The sequence below is a fragment of the Mesorhizobium sp. M0571 genome (assembly GCF_040320985.1).
In the GTDB taxonomy this organism is placed as follows: Bacteria; Pseudomonadota; Alphaproteobacteria; order Rhizobiales; family Rhizobiaceae; genus Mesorhizobium.
This window is the reverse complement of sequence record NZ_JAMYQT010000046.1, coordinates 24,083-40,734: the sequence shown is the minus strand read 5'-3', so window position 1 is coordinate 40,734 and position 16,652 is coordinate 24,083. Positions and strand designations below refer to the sequence as shown.

General features: G+C 62.7%; 15 protein-coding genes and 2 pseudogenes. 12 read left to right on the top strand and 5 right to left on the bottom strand.

What is annotated here, in order from left to right; all coding sequences use genetic code 11:
* The first annotated feature begins 223 nt into the window (after positions 1 to 223).
* The 3 genes and pseudogenes from NKI85_RS30915 to NKI85_RS30905 all read left to right on the top strand — a co-directional run bounded on the left by NKI85_RS30915 (position 224) and on the right by NKI85_RS30905 (position 1,314).
* On the top strand, positions 224 to 562 hold the full coding sequence (locus NKI85_RS30915; RefSeq protein WP_352779874.1) for a DUF3363 domain-containing protein: 339 nt from the start codon (positions 224 to 226) through the stop codon (positions 560 to 562).
* Positions 511 to 983: pseudogene (locus tag NKI85_RS30910) on the top strand (DUF3363 domain-containing protein); the annotation flags it as partial. The gene NKI85_RS30915 and the pseudogene NKI85_RS30910, both read left to right, overlap by 52 nt.
* Positions 967 to 1,314, top strand: a complete 348-nt coding sequence (locus NKI85_RS30905; RefSeq protein WP_352528446.1) for a DUF3363 domain-containing protein — start codon at positions 967 to 969, stop codon at positions 1,312 to 1,314. The pseudogene NKI85_RS30910 and the gene NKI85_RS30905, both read left to right, overlap by 17 nt.
* 815 nt (positions 1,315 to 2,129) lie before the next feature.
* Here the strand turns inward: NKI85_RS30905 and groL are convergent.
* The 4 genes and pseudogenes from groL to NKI85_RS30880 all read right to left on the bottom strand — a co-directional run bounded on the left by groL (position 2,130) and on the right by NKI85_RS30880 (position 5,922).
* Positions 2,130 to 3,773 (bottom strand): chaperonin GroEL, encoded by a 1,644-nt coding sequence (gene groL, locus NKI85_RS30895; protein ID WP_352779873.1) that lies wholly within the window; start codon positions 3,771 to 3,773, stop codon positions 2,130 to 2,132.
* Positions 3,774 to 3,839: 66 nt separating this feature from the next.
* Positions 3,840 to 4,844, bottom strand: a pseudogene (hemA, locus tag NKI85_RS30890) (5-aminolevulinate synthase); the annotation flags it as partial.
* Positions 4,845 to 4,999: 155 nt separating this feature from the next.
* A complete protein-coding gene (locus NKI85_RS30885; protein WP_023718664.1) occupies positions 5,000 to 5,242 on the bottom strand; it encodes a hypothetical protein in 243 nt (80 codons plus the stop codon).
* 74 nt (positions 5,243 to 5,316) lie between these two features.
* Positions 5,317 to 5,922 carry an SCO family protein gene (locus tag NKI85_RS30880; RefSeq protein ID WP_352779871.1) on the bottom strand — a complete coding sequence of 202 codons (606 nt, stop codon included), beginning with the start codon at positions 5,920 to 5,922 and terminating at the stop codon, positions 5,317 to 5,319.
* 196 nt (positions 5,923 to 6,118) lie between these two features.
* Here NKI85_RS30880 and NKI85_RS30875 point away from each other — a divergent pair, with 196 nt between their 5' ends.
* The 9 genes from NKI85_RS30875 (at position 6,119) to NKI85_RS30835 (ending at position 15,371) form a co-directional block, all read left to right on the top strand.
* Positions 6,119 to 6,817, top strand: coding sequence for a carboxypeptidase regulatory-like domain-containing protein (locus NKI85_RS30875; RefSeq protein ID WP_502896218.1), 699 nt, complete (start codon positions 6,119 to 6,121; stop codon positions 6,815 to 6,817).
* Between the two features lie 90 nt (positions 6,818 to 6,907).
* Positions 6,908 to 8,053, top strand: coding sequence for a metallophosphoesterase family protein (locus tag NKI85_RS30870; protein ID WP_352579018.1), 1,146 nt, complete (start codon positions 6,908 to 6,910; stop codon positions 8,051 to 8,053).
* A gap of 11 nt (positions 8,054 to 8,064) precedes the next feature.
* Positions 8,065 to 8,526, top strand: coding sequence for a c-type cytochrome (locus NKI85_RS30865; RefSeq protein ID WP_352779868.1), 462 nt, complete (start codon positions 8,065 to 8,067; stop codon positions 8,524 to 8,526).
* Between the two features lie 146 nt (positions 8,527 to 8,672).
* Positions 8,673 to 10,115 (top strand): cbb3-type cytochrome c oxidase subunit I, encoded by a 1,443-nt coding sequence (locus NKI85_RS30860; RefSeq protein ID WP_352528450.1) that lies wholly within the window; start codon positions 8,673 to 8,675, stop codon positions 10,113 to 10,115.
* Positions 10,112 to 11,776 carry a cbb3-type cytochrome c oxidase subunit II gene (locus tag NKI85_RS30855; protein ID WP_352749402.1) on the top strand — a complete coding sequence of 555 codons (1,665 nt, stop codon included), beginning with the start codon at positions 10,112 to 10,114 and terminating at the stop codon, positions 11,774 to 11,776. The genes NKI85_RS30860 and NKI85_RS30855 overlap by 4 nt, the downstream gene beginning before the upstream one ends.
* 151 nt (positions 11,777 to 11,927) lie before the next feature.
* Positions 11,928 to 12,152 carry a hypothetical protein gene (locus tag NKI85_RS30850; protein WP_352528399.1) on the top strand — a complete coding sequence of 75 codons (225 nt, stop codon included), beginning with the start codon at positions 11,928 to 11,930 and terminating at the stop codon, positions 12,150 to 12,152.
* 154 nt (positions 12,153 to 12,306) lie between these two features.
* Positions 12,307 to 12,429 carry a hypothetical protein gene (locus NKI85_RS30845; protein WP_352450399.1) on the top strand — a complete coding sequence of 41 codons (123 nt, stop codon included), beginning with the start codon at positions 12,307 to 12,309 and terminating at the stop codon, positions 12,427 to 12,429.
* A gap of 30 nt (positions 12,430 to 12,459) precedes the next feature.
* On the top strand, positions 12,460 to 13,188 hold the full coding sequence (locus tag NKI85_RS30840; RefSeq protein WP_352528400.1) for a sulfite exporter TauE/SafE family protein: 729 nt from the start codon (positions 12,460 to 12,462) through the stop codon (positions 13,186 to 13,188).
* Positions 13,189 to 13,244: 56 nt separating this feature from the next.
* Positions 13,245 to 15,371, top strand: a complete 2,127-nt coding sequence (locus tag NKI85_RS30835; protein WP_352779875.1) for a heavy metal translocating P-type ATPase — start codon at positions 13,245 to 13,247, stop codon at positions 15,369 to 15,371.
* Positions 15,372 to 15,379: 8 nt separating this feature from the next.
* Here the strand turns inward: NKI85_RS30835 and NKI85_RS30830 are convergent, their stop codons facing one another.
* Positions 15,380 to 16,648: an NAD(P)/FAD-dependent oxidoreductase gene (locus NKI85_RS30830; protein WP_352528402.1), complete on the bottom strand. Its 1,269-nt coding sequence runs from the start codon at positions 16,646 to 16,648 to the stop codon at positions 15,380 to 15,382.
* Between the last annotated feature and the right edge of the window lie 4 nt (positions 16,649 to 16,652).

Below are 16,652 nucleotides of genomic sequence, written 5' to 3'. Positions count from 1 at the left end.
GCGACGGTGAGCGCCGCAACGGCCGCCCGTCACATCCGTGCGGCGGTTGCCGGGAGACAGCCCGGCATGTTCGCTCGGATGCGTGAGGCGTTCGTCGGATAAACCCGGCGCCGTTTCGCAGCATCATTTTTGAAGCGGCTCGCATGGAAAGCCGCCGCCGTAGCGCAGGCAAGCGCTCCCCACACCGGGCCGGTGGGTCATCTCCGACAGGACCGAAAGCACGTTGCGAGGACTCGGCGAGCGCAACGACATTATCAAGACCATGCAGCGGGCGCTGGAGGAGCACGGCCTCGCCCATGAGCGTGGCGCGGCGCAATACGAAATGCACCGGCGGACCATCACCGAGCCGGTCGTCGGCCGTGTGCTCGCCAAGCGCCTCGCCGGCGACGAGATGAGCGATAAGCTGTCGCTCGTCATCGATGGCATCGACGGTCGCACGCATTATGTCGAGACCGCGGATGCGGCAAAGCTCGACGACATCCAGCGCGGCCATATCGTGGCGCTTGATCCATCCTGCCGAAGGAGGAGCCGCGTGCGGCCGACCGCAACATCGGCAGCGTAGCCGGCGAGGACGGTGTCTATCGGCCGAGCAGACACCTGGAGGCGATCCGCGAGACATTTTTGGAGCAGGGCAAGGACCCGGATGCCTTCGTCCGTTTCCATGTTCGCCGTCTCGGAGCACTGCGCCGGGCCGGCCACGTCGAACGCACCGACGAAGACCACTGGCGCGTTCCGCAAGACCTGTCCGAGCGCGGCATCGCCTACGATGCCCGCAACCGCGGCAAGGACTTCTCCGTCCGCGTGCTCTCGATGCTCGATCTGACGCGCACATCGGCAGCGACGGTGCCACCTGGCTCGACCGGGAGCTTACGGCCAGGACCCCTGTGCCGCTGGTGAGGTCAGGCTTTGGTCTCGACGTCGACAACGCTCTCGACAGACGGGCTGCCCAGCTCGTCAGGATGGGCCATGCCGAACACGATGCGACCAGTGGGACGATCACCTTCTCGCGAGACCTTGTTGCCACGCTGGAGCGCCAGGAGGGTCGCGCGCGTCGGCAAGCAAATGGCCGCTGCGTGCGGCCTCACCTTCGCGCCCGTCCGGCCCGGCAACCATGTCAGCGGCACGCTCCTCGGCCCGATCAGTCTTGCCAGCGGGCGCTTTGCCATGCTGGACGATGGGCTCGGCTTTCGGCTCGTTCCCTGGCAGCCAATGCTGGAAGGGCGCATCGGCCAGCACATCACCGGCGTCGTGCAAAACAGCGGCGGCATCGACTGGAGTTTCGGCAGAAAACGCGGCCTGGGGATCGGGATGTGAGGGCCGGTCCAGCCAAACGCCGCAGGTGGGGCGAGAGCGGTAACTCTTGTCTGGCCCGCAATGAGAAGTTCGCGCCATCTGCAGATCTTCGTTGAGGACTGCGGCGATATGGGAAAGAGGATACAAAGCGGCCCTTGTGGGAGGCGTCCACGGCGTGACGGCCGGATTGAGGTGCGCGCCCGAGACGGCCCAACCGCGTAAGCTAGGGCGGTTACAGCGACGCCGAAGCTGAGGCCGATGCCCAGCGACCGCGCCGGCAGCAGCCCGCCAAAGCCGCCTGTCACCACTGACGCGCAGCCGATGAAGACAAGACAGAAGTGCCGAAAAGCTCGGCGGCGAACGCTTTCATGATCGTATCCCTTGGAATTCTGAGGCCGCACTCTTCACGACTCGAGTCGAATTCAATGCGCCGCTACGGCCATGGACCGGCGGTATGCAGCTAGATTTCTACCCTACACGGACGGATAGAATACCAAGCGACGCGCTCGCAGGGTGGCGTCAGACGCTGTGGGGGATTTTATCGATCGAGACCCGATGATCCTGAACTTCGCGCAGGCCCGGGATATTCTCGGCCAGAACGCGCGATGCAGCCCGGTCCTCTTTGGACCGATAGGTACCCCAAAATGAACCGCCCCGACTGTCACTGTCACGTCGGAATCGCCGACCGATGGCCACGGCGCAGCCCGGAGCGCCTCCAGGAGTTGATCCCGAATACTGCTGTTGTTGGCCGCGGTTCGGACGAGTGGGCTTTCTCTAGCAGTCGCCAGCGGCGATCCAGTCCGGACACTTCGGTGCTTCCGCCGCCCGCAATGCGCTCAGAAATCCATATCCATGTCGTGATGATGATGCTCGTGACCGGGAAGCTCCGGCGGCGGCGGGCCAGGCCCTTCGGCCACCATGACTTCCGTTGTAAGGAGAAGGCCCGCAACCGAGGCCGCGCCCTGGAGCGCCGTGCGCACCACCTTGGCCGGGTCGATGATGCCCTTTGACACCAGATCCCCGTACACGCCCGATTGGGCATCGTAGCCATAGGCGTTGTCGTCGTTTTCGAGGATCCCGGCGATGACGACCGAGCCTTCCAGGCCGGCATTGATCGCGATCTGCCGAGCCGGCCAAGTGATCGCCTTCCTGACGATCGCGATGCCGACCTGCTGGTCCTCGTTGCCGCCCTTGAGCTTCTTGAGCGCCCTGCCGGCGCGCAGCAAGGCGACCCCGCCGCCCGGGAGAATGCCCTCTGCGACCGCGGCTCTTGTCGCGTTCATCGCGTCATCGATGCGATCCTTCTTCTCCCTGACCTCGACTTCGGTGGCACCGCCGACCCGGATCACGGCGACGCCACCGGCGAGCCTGGCCAGCCGCTCCTGGAGCTCCTCGCGGTCGTAATCGGAGGTGGTTTCCGCAAGCTCGAGCTTGATCTCAGCGATGCGGGCCTCGATGCTTGCCCGCTTGCCGGCGCCGCCGACGATCGTGGTGTTTGCCTTGTCGATCATCACCTTCTTGGTGCGCCCGAGCATATCGAGGGAAGCATGCTCGAGCTTGATGCCCAAATCCTCCGAGATCACCGTTCCGCCGGTCATCAGCGCGAGATCCTGCAGCATCGCCTTGCGGCGGTTTCCGTAGGCCGGCGCCTTGACTGCTGCAACCTTGAGAGCGCCGCGCAACTTGTTGACCACCAGCGCCGCAATCACCTCACGCTCGACATCCTCGGCGATGATGAGCAGCGGCTTGCCGGCCTGCACCACCTTCTCCAGCAGCGGCAGTATTTCGTTCAGGCTGGAAAGTTTCTTCTCACTGATGAGGACATAGGCATCCTGCATCTCGACCCGCATCTTTGCGCGATTGGTGATGAAATGGGGCGAGATATAGCCGCGGTCGAACTGCATACCCTCGACGAATTCGAGTTCGGTTTCGAGCGACGTCCCGTCCTCGACAGTGATCAGGCCGTCATTGCCGACCCTCTTCATGGCGTCGGCTAGGCAGCGGCCAATCTCCCTATCGCCGTTGGCCGAGATGGTGCCGACTTGCGCAATCTCGACGTTCGAAGTGACCTTCGTGGCGTTGTTCTTGAGTTCCGCGACGACGGCTTCGACCGCTAGATCGATGCCGCGCTTCAGGTCCATGGGATTCATGCCAGCGGCCACCGCCTTGGCGCCCTCCCGGACGATCGCATGCGCGAGCACGACGGCGGTGGTCGTGCCGTCGCCGGCCTGATAGGAGGTTCTTGTTGCGATCTCGCGCACCATCTGGGCGCCCATGTTCTCGAACTGGTTGTCGAGCTCGATTTCCCTGGCGACGGTCACGCCGTCCTTCGTGACCCGCGGCGCGCCGTGCTCCCTGCCGATCGCGACGTTGCGCCCTAGCGGGCCAAGCGTGACGCTCACCGCATTCGCCAGGGTGTCAATGCCGCGCAGCATTCTGTCGCGAGCCTCGAACGAGAACATGATTTCCTTGGCAGCCATTTTCCTTGAACCTTAAGACCCAATCTTCGGGGAACGTCCGGGCAAGGCGAAGCCTCATTCGGCCGCTCAGGCGAGATTGTCCCGTGGCAGCCCGAGCCGATTCCAGACATCGGACAGAGCTGCCGCGAGCCGATCAATCATGATGTCCTCATGACAGGGTGTCGGCGTGATGCGCAGCCGCTCAGTTCCCTTCGCCACGGTCGGATAATTGATCGGCTGGATATAGATGTCGTGCTCGCTCAGCAGCAGGTCGCTCGCCGCTTTGCAATGCGCCGGATCGCCGACTGCGACCGGAACGATATGGGTGTCGCCCAGGATGACCGGCAGCGCAGCGGCCCCCAGCGCCGCCTTTACCCGCCGGACGCGGTCCTGCTGGCGCTTGCGCTCCCACTGCGAGGTTTTCAGATGCCTGATCGCCGCTGTGGCCGCGGCGCAGATCGCCGGCGGCAACGCGGTGGTGAAGATGAAATCCGGAGCATAGGAACGAACCGCATCGATCAGCACAGCACTTCCCGTGATATAGCCGCCGAGGCAGCCGAAGGCCTTGGCGAGCGTGCCTTCGATCACATCGATCCGGTTCATGGCGCCGTCGCGCGCAGCGATGCCGGCGCCGCGAGGGCCGTAAATGCCCACAGCATGGACCTCGTCGAGATAGGTCATTGCGCCGTAACAATCGGCGATATCGCAAATGCGATTGATTGGCGCGACGTCGCCGCCCATCGAATAGAGACTTTCGAAGACGATGAGTTTTGGCCGATCCGGACCCGCCGCCTTCAACAATTCCGCGAGATGATCGACGTCGTTGTGGCGGAAGATGCTCTTCTCCTTACCGGACCGGCGGATGCCCTCGATCATCGAATTGTGGTTGAGCGCATCGGACAGGATCAGACAACCGGGGATCAGCTTGGCGATGGTCGAGATGCCAGTCTGGTTCGACACATAGCCGGACGTGAAGACCAGTGCCGCCTCCCTGCCGTGGAGATCGGCAAGCTCGCCCTCGAGCTCTACGAGCGGATGGCTGGTGCCGGAGATATTGCGCGTCCCGCCGGCCCCCGTTCCCAGGCGGGTACTCATCGGAGGTCCAAATCGCCGCGGCGCAATGACGTTCTTTACGCCGCCAGGTTTGCCGGTGTGCAACGCTGTGGGTTCCGCCATCGCCCGATTCCCCTGCTTGCATACGAATTATGTCGAAGCGCGATCCGCGCCGATCCCGCTCGCATCGTTCTTCACGACCCGCGTTCAGGAAGGTCGAAGTTGAGCTGCAACATTCGCGCTATGTTTATCAGAATCGTCTCGCAGACCTTATCTTGATTAGGATCCAGATATTTGACAGTCCAGTTTGCCCCGTTCTCCTTGGTTTCGAGCCGCTGAATCACAAAATCGGTGACGTCCCCGCATCCCGGCTCCTTATGAAGATCCGCGAGGATCAATGCCTTAAGCTCCGAAGCTTCCTTTGTATGTCTTTGCATGGCCGCTCTCCTTCCGGAAGACAACTTCTATGGATCGATCAACTGCAAAATCATGATCTCCGTCAGGGATCGTGTCATCGCACCAGTTCACGCAACCTAGCGGCGATGCCGCTGCTTGGTGTGTCAGAGTCTAGCCCCTCCACGAATTGCCCCTGCGGGTTCATGATGTAGATGTGGGTGCCGTGATCCATTAGGTAGTCGCCACCGCCCGCTTCGCCCTGGCGCGCCACGCCATAGGCGCCATATGCCTCCGAAACCGCAGCGATTTGTTGTGGGCTGCCGGTCAGCCCCACGATGCGCGGATCGAACGCCGCGGTAAAGCTTCCCATCACCTCAGGCGTGTCGCGTTCGGGATCGACGGTGATGAAGAGCGGTTGCAGTTTTGCGGCGTCGGGGCCGAGTTCCTCAATCGCCGCGGCGATTTCGGACAGAGTCGTCGGACAGATGTCGGGACAAGACGTATAGCCGAAGAAAACCAGCAGCCATTTGCCGCGATAAGTGTCATCGGTGACCGTCGTTCCGTCCGGCGCCGTGAGCGTGAAGGGGCCACCGACCGTCACAGGCGCCGTGTCAGCTCGCACGAGCGGTTGGCAGATCGACAGGGCCGCTGCGAATATGATGCAGAAGAGGGTATGCGGACCGTAGGCCCAGGGGCGGAGGAGTCCATGCCGTCGCTTCATCAAGTACCTCCGGCACTTCGAGAATGACGCGCCAAAACCCCCGCGTGTGTTTGTGATTAACAAACTCGCCTAAACCGCCCCACTTTATCATATTTTGTTGCTGGATGGCTAGACATGGCACTGGTTTGGCTCTATTTTTAAAAGTTGCCCCTCATCTCTCTTGAAGGAGGTGGCTTTTATGACGATTCGCGAATTGATGAGCGGACTAGCGGCCATCGCTTTCGTGGCGGCAATGTCCGCGCCTGCGCAAGCCTACGAAGTGGGTCCGGTCACGGGAGGCGGAACGATCGAGGGTACGATCGTCTACCGCGGCGATGTGCCGACAACAAAGATCATCCCCACCAAGAATATCGAGGTGTGCGGCGACCCCCGCGAGGAGCCGCTGATCGAAGTCGGCAGCGATCAGGCCGTGCTGAACGCGGCGGTGCAGCTGGTCGACGTGGCACAGGGAAAGGCCTGGCCGCAGCCCGGAAAGCTGCCTGAGCTTAACAACCTCAAATGTCGCTTTGAGCCCGCGGTGCAGATGATACCGGCCGGATCGTTGGAGGTGGTCAACAGCGACCCAGTGCTCCACAACACCCACGGCTATTATGGCAAGCGCACCGCCTTCAACGTGGCGTTGCCCAATAAGGGCCAGCGTATACCGGTCGAACTGAAGCGTGCCGGCACTGTCCGCATCGATTGCGACGCGCATGGCTGGATGGAGGGCTGGGTCTATGTGGTGGACAATCCTTACTACGCGGTCACCGGCGCCGATGGCAAATTCAGCATAACCGATGTTCCGCCGGGGGAATACAAGCTCGTGGCGATCCATCCCTTCACCGGGCCCATCGAGCAGCCTGTAACGGTAGAGGAGAATAAGGCCACCAGTCTGACGATTGAACTGAAAAAATAACAAAATGGGCGACCCACTGATTCAACAGGGTCGCGTTCCTGCGAGAAGACCGACGCTTTAAGAAACGGTCTGCACTGAGGAGGAACCCTGATGTCTGACGAGCTTGACCGCATTCGGCGCGAAATGCATGCGGTGCTGCAGCAGCCTGGCGTACGCCCCGACGACTCGCTCCAAATCACCCGCCGCACCTTCATTCACAGATCGCTGCTGTTCGGCGCTGCTTCCGTCGGCCAGACCTTCGCGTGGTGGCCGCTGCTCAACACCATCGACGTCGCTCACGCCGCCGAAGCGCCCTTCAAGTTTGCCTGGATTTCGGACACCCATCTCTACGAGAGATCCCTCAACACGCGCTTCGTCGACAAGGTGGTGCGCGCCGTGCAAGAGGTCCAGGCCATGGATCCGCCGGCCGACTTTCTGATCTTCGGCGGCGACCTGGCCCAGCTCGGAAAGATCGAGGAACTTGAGCTTGGCGTTGAGCTCCTCAAGGATCTGACGATCAAGAAATACTACATCCCGGGCGAGCATGACTGGTATCTGGATATGGGCAAGAAGTGGGGCGAGTTGTTCGGCCAACCCAACTGGACCTTCGATCACAAGGGCGTGCGCTTCATTGGGCTCGATACGGTCAGCCGGGGACCGGACTACTGGACAGCGAAGAAGATGACGCCAGAGGAGCGCATGGGCCATATGGCTACCCTCGACGGCACGGTTGCCGGCGCGTGGGCCGGCGTCGGCCGCGACCAGCTCGACTGGATGCAGAAGACACTCGCCGACTGGGATAAGTCCAAACCGATCGTCATCTTCAGCCATAATCCGCTGTACGAGTACTACCCGCCCTGGAACTTCTGGGTGCGCGACTGGCGCGAAGTGAATGACGTGCTGAAGCCTTATACCAAAGTCACCAACATCCACGGTCATGTGCACCAGGTGCTCTACAACGAGATCGGCAGCATGCGCTCGATCGGCATGCTGGCGACCTCCTGGCCGTGGCCGTATGCGCCGGAAGGCCTGCCCAAGCTTACCAAGCCGATGATCCGTGTCGATCCGGGCGATCCCTTCGACGGGGTCGGTTGGGAAACCGTGAACGTCAACGCCGACGATAAGGTCGATGTCGAGTACATCATGTGGGGCCGCAAGGAGGTGTTCGTCCAGTCGCCGGAGGACCACGACAAGAGCGTTGCGGAGGTCATACGGTCACGCATCGCCGACAAACAGTACCCATGGGCAAATCCATAAGGGCGGTGGCTATGATAAACACATCGACATTCCTGTGCATTCTGAGGCGTTCCAGCGTCGCCGGAGCAGTCGTCGCAGCTGCCGTCGTCGGGCCGGCCAGTGCCAACAAGGATCCGGTGACGCCAAAGCAGCTGAAACTCTATCAAGAAGCGTTCATGGAGGAGGTCAGGAAAGGAGACCTCCTGTTCCATGGTGATGCGGCGATGAAGGAGCAATTGGGCGTCAAGCTGTCGAACACCGGGTGGGCCTGCGCCATGTGCCATCCGATGGCCTCCGATACCCACCCGCAGGCGTTCCCGAAGTTCCAGGCGTCGATGGCCAAGTTCGCGACACTGCGCGACATGATCAACTGGTGCATCGAGAAACCGAGCCAGGGCGAGAAGATCGATCCCGAATCGGAGGCGATGAAGGCGCTCGAGGCGTACATCACCTGGTCGAACAGCGGCTCGGTGTTGGTGCCAGGCAAATACTAGTCTCGTCGATAGCCGGGGGCACCGGCTTCAGGGAGCGCGAAGCGAGTCCGCCATCGGAGTGATACCTCGATGGGGAACGGTGGGCTTAAAGCAGTCGTGCGGCCCGGGAACCGCGCGGGAAGGGCTATGCGTTGGCAGAGACTGCGATGGTGCTGCGCGGCAAGTTCGCGAATGTGGACCTGGATGCGCTGGTCGACAACCGGGTCGTGCGGACCTGGCTTTATTTCGGCATGTTCTGGCTGATGGTGACGCCATCCGTCGGCGTCATGATTTCGGGCACCTTCAACTACCCCGACTATCTCGGATCGGGGAACCTCGAGCTCACCTTCGGCCGGCTGCGCCCGGTCCACGTCAACGGTGTCATCTTCGGCGCCTTCTCGACGCTTTTCATCGGCCTTTGCTACTATCTCGTGCCGCGTCTGTCGGGGGTGCGGGTGATATGGTCGGAGTGGTCGGTTCTTCTCGCATGGGTCTGGAACGTCGCAACGCTTGCCGGTTTGGTCGGCTTGCTGCTCGGCGACAGTGACGGTTTGGAAGCCGGAGAGCTTCCGCTCTACGCGAAGGTCGCATTCTTCATCGTGGTGGCTGTTGCTACCGCGCAGTTCCTGATCACGATCAGTCGAAGGCTCGAGCCGGCGATCTATGTCGCGCTATGGTACCTGATCGCCACTTTCGTGTGGACGACAATGAACTTCGTGCTTGGAAGCTTCATCCTGCCATACACGATCTCGGGCATCAACAGCGCCGCCTTCCATGGCCTCTATCTCCACTACATCGTCGGGCTGTGGATAACGCCCGCGGGCTACGTGATCATCTACTATTTCCTGCCGGTCAGCGCGCGAAATCCGCTCTATGCCCATAAGCTCTCGCTGGTAGGCTTCTGGTCCCTGGCACTGTTCTACCCGTTCGTCGGCATTCACCATTACCTCTACAGCCCGATCGCGGACTGGGCCGAGACCTTGGCCATCGTCACGTCGATGCTGCTGATCATTCCGGTGTGGACGGTGCTGGTGAACTTCTTCGGCACCATGATGGGCAGGTGGCATGAGTTCGGCAGGAACTTGCCGGCGAAGTTCCTGATCATGGGCTCGCTCATGTATCTCGTCGGCTGCTTCCAGGGCTCGACCGAGGCGCTGCGGCAGCTGCAGCAGCCGACCCATTTCACCGATTTCGTCATCTCGCATTCGCATCTCACCGTGTTCGGCACCTTCGTCGTCTGGGCGATGGGGGGCCTCCTCTATACTTGGCCGCGGCTGTTCGGGCGCGAACTCTGGTCCTTCAAGCTCGGCAACTGGTCGTTCTGGCTGATCACCGTCGGCATCACGACCATGGGCCTGGTCCTCACAGCGGGCGGGCTGCAGCAGGGTTATCAATGGATGAATGGGGTCGAATGGCTCGACTCGCTCGTCTGGATGAAGCCCTACTGGCTGGCGCGGACCCTGGCAGGCATCAGCATGGATTTCGGTATGTCGCTGCTGGTGGTGAATCTGATGCTGACCGCACTGACCAGCCCGGCGACTGAGGCGCGACGCGCCCGCGGGCCGGTGGAGGCGCCTATCCCGGCCCCGGCGGGAGGGCCCGCGCAGTGAACGTTCGCTTCTTCGCGCTGTTCGCCGGCGTCTTCTGTATCACCCTTGCGGTGATCACGCAGGGCGTGCTGCCCTTCGTGGAGCCGTCCTCGCGAACTACGCGCGTGACCTCGGTGGTGCGCACGGATTTCGGCCAGCTGAAATGGACGGTTTCAGAGGCGACGGACTACACCGAGCAGCAGCGTCGCGGCCGCAACATTTACCTGCGCGAAGGCTGCTGGTACTGCCATTCGCAATTCGTGCGGCCGGTGACCGGCGAGATCCGCCGCTGGGGACCGGTCAGCGAGGCGGGCGAATACGCCTATGACGTGCCGCACCTGTTAGGCACACGCCGGATCGGACCGGACCTGACGCGCGTCGGCCTGAAATACAGCGACGAATGGCACCTGGCGCACTTCTACAATCCGCGGATGCTGGTGCCGGACTCGATAATGGCGCCGTATCGCGGCCTCTTCCACGAGCCCGATGCAGCCGTCCGTATCGTTGACGACGGAGCTGGCAATCGGACCCTGGAAAGGACAGAGGCCACCAAAGGCCTGTTCGACTTCGACAGCAAGCAAGCGATCCAGCTGACGCCCAATGCGTACGGGTTGCTGTTCGTGCCGCTGAAGGCGCGCGAAAGAAAGCCGATCATCCTGACGCCGAACGACGAATACACAGGCGAAACCGTCAGCATCGCGGCGGAGACGGAATCGCTGGCGGCGCTTGTTTCCTACGTCCAGAAGCTCGGCACGAACCGGGGTAAATGGCGCGATCTTTTCGAGCCGCAAAGCCTGGAGGTCATGGATGCGACGATGCCGCGCTCCGAGGAATGGATTGCTTATGGCAAGGAAGTCTATGAGCGCCGCTGCATCGGTTGCCACGGTGCCAAAGGCGACGGCAACGGGCCGGCCGCCACCTTTATGTTTAACCAGCGGCCCAGGAACTTCACGTCCGCAGTCTTCAAGTTCAGATTGACAAAGGAGCCCCTGCCCACGGACGGCGACATGCTGCGCACCATTACCCGCGGCATCCGCGGCACGGCAATGCCCCCTTGGTACGAACTGCCGCTCAACGATCGGCTGGCGGTGATCCAGTACATCAAGTATGAGCTAGCGGTTGACCGTTCCAATCCCGCCAGTCCTTACGCTTTCTTCGTCGAGGAACCGCCTGGCCCACCGTTGTATATCGGGCGCCCGCCGACCCCGTCCCAGACGATGCTGGACCGTGGCAAGGAGGTTTGGCAGGTGGCGAAGTGCTGGGAGTGCCACGGCCAAGGTGGCAAGGGCGACGGCGAGAAGGCGGCCGGCCTCAAGGATGATATCGGGTTCGCCACCGTGCCGGCCGACCTCACCAGCGGCCAGTTCAAGTCTGGCCCGGCCGTCGAAGACATCTTCCGGACGATAACTACCGGCCTCAGCGGCACGCCGATGCCGTCCTATCGGGATGCCTTTCCGGACGAGGACCGGTGGGCGCTTTCCTATTTCGTGGTGGCGCTTTCCGCCTATAAAGACCCGCTCTCGCTGCAGCCGCTGTCGATCAAGAAGGAGGCCCGCGCGGCGCTGAACGATCTGGAACTGGTCGCTGACAAGCCGGAGCGAGCCTATGTGCCCGATCCGTCGGTGCCGGCGTCCGGCCCGCCAGCTCCGCCTGGCGAGGAACAGGCGCCCGCCGGAGGTTAGCGCATGCTCGGTTTTGAAGTCACCGGACCCTATGCGGGCGCCATGCTGATGAGCCTGGCGGCCCTGTTCTTGTTCATCTGGGGCGTCCTGTCCGGCGCGTTGAGCGGCACCGATAAAGCCGCCAACGGGTTTTTTGAAAGGGAAATGGAGAATGAGCGATCTGCAGAGCAGCGATCCGGAGAGCCCGACGCATCCGGAACTGGATGTGCGTCAAAGCTCGCACCCTGAACTGGAGGACTATGCCGGCGGCCTGATACAGGCGCGTGTGGGATTCATTCCGCTATGGCTTCTCGTCGTGTACGTGCTGCTGTTCGCCTGGGGGCTGTACTACATGTATGCTTATTGGGGCGGGCTCGGGCCCGGCCGTCTGTTCTAAGTAGGCGGTCCGCAAAGGCTGGTAAGACAGGAGTGATGGAGACCATGATAGCCAAAATTCTCCTTGGGGTCGCCGCATTGAACCTCCTTTTCCTGTGCTTCGAGCTGGCGATAAACGTGCTTCGTCTTTATTTCGGCTGACATAGGAGCAGCGGATGCTACAGGACACCGTCTTCAAGCTTGCTGACGCCGGCTTGCCGCAGATGCTTGGCTTCCTCATCTATGGCGGCTGCACCGTCGGCTTTATCCTCTTTCTTTTATATCTTGTGCGGCAATAGCGCCGCGTCCGCGCCACTGCGCAAACGCCAATGATCTACTACCTCGTGATCTTCACCGCTGGATTTGCAGGCAGCTTTCATTGCATCGGCATGTGCGGCGGCTTTGCCTGCGCGCTGGGCCGCGATCAGCGAGGGGGAGGCGCAACCGTCCTTCGCCACCTGCTCTATAATACCGGCCGATTGACAACCTATTGCTTTCTGGGCGGGCTCGCGGGCGCGATCGGTCAGGTCATCTGCAGCACGCAAGGTCTAACGGCGGCGCCGCTCTTGAACGGCTCCCTCGACATCGCCCAACGAATTCTCGCAATCGTCGCTGGCCTGCTCATGATTGCCATGGCGTTGCAGTTCTTCGGCTTGCTGCAGGTCTTTCATCGCCTTGCGATCGGATTTGGCGGCAGCACATTTGCATTGTCCCTGCGCGGTCTGTTGACGGCCCGGAGCAGCGCCGCACCGCTCGCCTTTGGCGTTTTCAACGGCTTCCTGCCATGTCCCCTGGTCTATGCCTTCGCCGCCCAGGCGGCGAGCACCGCCGGAGCGCTTCCCGGGTTTCTCGTCATGGCATCGTTCGGACTGGGAACCTTCCCCGCGATGTTGATGATGGGCGGCGTTGGCCGGATACTCGGGCCAGCCTGGCGGCGGCGCGGCGTGCGGCTGGCTGGTGGCTTTATTCTTTTGCTCGGCGTCATCACGCTCGGCCGTGGTCTCCTGCCTTCCGACGCGCATATCGGCCTTGCCTGGCTGGGCGGACATCCCGCATGACTGCGCATGGCAATATCCTCTGTAGCCATTGTTCGCTGCCCGTCGGCCTGCGCCCGATGGAGCGCAGGCTCAACGGTGAGGCTTGCGCGTTCTGCTGCTACGGCTGCTGCATCGCCTTTCAGGTGAAGAGCGGCAGACACGAAGAGTGGGAAGCCGCCTGGCTTCTGATCCGGCTCGGCGTGGGAGGCTTTCTCTCCATGAATATCATGATGTTCAGCCTCCTCCTCTATTCGGACGCGTTCACCGGCGTCGATGCGGGCGTGCTGCCGTGGATTCACTTTTTGCTCTGGATCTTCGCCACGCCGGCGGTGGTGGTTCTCGGCGGACCCTATCTGCGCGACATGTGGCTCAATGGCATTCAGGGACGAGTGACGTCGTCGGCACTCATCGTGCTTGGCGTCGCTGCCGCTTACCTCTATTCGGCATTTGCCGTGTTCGAGGGCAGCACGCATGTCTATTTCGACACCGCCGTGATGGTGCTGATGCTATTCACAGTTGGCCGCTATCTCGAGGCTGTTGGCCGCGCCAGGGCGGCGCGCGACCTCGAACCACTTCTGGCCGCAGAAAGCGAGAGCGCGACCGCGGTCGATGGCGCGGCAGAGATCCGCCGTCCGGTGCGGGAGGTGACGGCCGGCATGCTGGTGCGGGTCCGGCCGGGCGAGCGCATTCCGGTCGACGGCGTGGTTGTCGAGGGGGAATCGAACACCGATGAAGCCGTGATTACCGGAGAAAGCCGGCAAGTGACAAAGCGCGCCGGCTCCAAGGTGATTGCCGGTAGTATCAATATCGACGGCCCGCTCCTGATCCAAAGCAGCGGTGACGGAACCGCAACCCGCTGGGCACGGATTTGCCGGTCGGTGCGCGAAGCGCTGGGCCGTCGCAGTCCAACCCAGCGCCTTGCCGATCGCGTCGTTGGCGTGTCCGTGCCGCTCGTCCTCGCCCTCGGCGGGCTGACGATCGTTTACTGGGCCCAGTCATTGCCGTTCGATCGGGCGTTGCTGACTGGCCTCTCGGTGCTGGTGGTTGCCTGTCCTTGTGCCGTCGGCCTCGCTGCTCCGATGGCGATATCGCTCGGCATCGGCCGGCTGGCGCGGCACGGCTGCCTCGTCCGCGACCCCGGCGTGCTCGAGACCCTCGCGCGTGTACGGTTGCTCGCCTTCGACAAGACCGGCACTCTGACGGCGGGCAAAGCGCGTCTCGTCGGCGTCGACCGCGAGGAGGTCGGCATCGACGAAGTACTGGCGCGCGCCGCCGGTCTGGAGCGCCATTCCGAGCATGGTCTGGCGCGGGCCATCGCGGCAGCCGCCGCTCAGCGGTGCATCTCGCCGCTCGTCACCCGCGAGGTCCGGACGGTTCCCGGCCGTGGCATCCGCGGCAGCGCCGAAGGCCGGCCCGTGGCGGCAGGGAACGGCAGATTGATGAATGATCTGGGCTGGCCGCTTCCCCCCTCGCTGGCCGAGCGTGCGCGGTCGCTGGAGGCGAGCGGTCATTCGGTGGTCTATGTCGGTTGGGGCGAGCGGGTTCACGCCGTGCTGTCGCTCGATGATTCGCCGCTTCCCGAGGCGCAGGCCGCGATCGCGGCCCTGCGTGAGCGCGGGCTCGACGCCACGCTGTTGACCGGCGACTTGGCGCAAGCGGCGGAGCGGATCGCGGCCCTGGTCGGGATCAAGGACGTCCAAGCGGGCCTTTCGCCGGAGGCCAAACGGCTGGCCCTGGATCGACTCCGCCATGACCACGATTCGGTGGCGATGGTCGGCGATGGACTGAATGACGGGCCGGTTCTGGCCGCCGCAGATGTCGGTATTGCCGTCGGCTCCGCCACCGATCTCGCCCGCGAGACTGCGGCGCTCGTGCTGCCTGCGGACGGGTTGTGGATGCTGCCCTGGATCGTCGACGTGGCCCGCGCGGTCCGCAGGACCATCTTGACCAACCTTATGTGGGCGTTCGGCTACAACCTCGTCGCCCTGACGTTCGCAGCATTCGGACTTCTGCAGCCAATCCTTGCGGCGGCGGTCATGGCCGGCTCGAGCATCCTCGTGGTGGTGAATTCGCTGCGGCTGGAGCGGCTGCCCGATCCTGTTGCAACGCTGATCCCGGAGCAACGATCCGGCGCCGAGGCGGAGCGCGCCCAGGATGGTGCCGGCATTTCCGCAATGGCCGGCCCGGCCGTCGAGCGGAGTTGAGTTACGTTTCAGCCAAACACGTCGTGCGTGAAGGCGTCGTACCAGCCTTCCGCGGCGCGCGCAGCCTGCCGGCGGATATCGGCGCTCTCGCCCACCTTGCTGACGAAGCTGATGACGCTCTTGAGCTTCCCGTCGACGGGCTTGAAGCTGATGGCGTTGCTGAACGCATCGTCGGGCGCGAGATAGGTGTAGCAGGTGTTGAACAAATGCGCCGGGAAACGCGCTGATCCGGTGAGATCGGCCGCGATGGCAAAGGCGCAGGCTTTGGCCTGGCTGTTGGCGCAGAAGGCGGATTTCGGCATATCTCCGCCGATGATCGCGTCGCCGACCAGATGGACGCCGGGCTGCAGCGCCGATTCGAAGGTGACCGGATCGACCGGACACCAGCCCGACTGATTGGCGAGCCCTGCCTGCTGCGCCAAGCGCCCGGCCATTTGCGCCGGGATGACATTGGCCACCGCGGCCTTGAATGTTGCTCCCGCGGTGATCACCGACCGGGTCTTCGCGTCGATCGCCGTGACCCCGCCGGTGAACTGGGCCGGTAGCCATTCGATCATTCCCGGATAGTGGCGGTTCCAAGCGTCCTGGAACAGGTCCTGCGCGTTGAAGCTGTCTTTCGAATCGAGGATCAGAATTTTGGCCTTGGGTTTGCTGCGCTGGAAATAGGAGGCGATGAGCGAAGCGCGCTCATAGGGGGCGGGCGGACAGCGAAACGGATTCGGCGGGACGACGATGACGAATAGGCCGCCCTCCTCCATGCTTTCCAGTTGCTGGCGCAACAGCTTGGTTTGCGGCCCTGCATTCCAGCCGTGCGGCATGATCTCCATCGCAGCTTCGTCATAGCCCCTAAGCGCCCGATCCCTGAATGCGATGCCCGGCGCAACAACGAGACGGTCGTAGCTGAGCTTCGAACCGTTGTTCAGCGCAACGGTTTTCGCCGCCGGGTCAATTGCTTCAGCGGACTCATGAACGACGGTGATGCCGTATTGCCTTGCCAGCGCTTCATAACCATGGCTGAGCGATTTGAACGGGCGGAGCCCGGCGAGATAGAGATTGCTGAAGAAGCAGGTCGTGTAGCTCTGCCGCGGTTCGACCAGGATCACCTCGATAGCCGTGGCGCTGACGGCGAGATATCTGGCGACCGTTGCGCCGCCGATACCGCCGCCGATCACGACGACACGCGCCTTGGCCTGGCCCCGCGCCTTCGGCTGGTTGAGCGCCGTTAGCAACGCTGCTCCAGTCAGGCGGCCGAACTCGCGACGCGTCCAGAATTTCATGGCG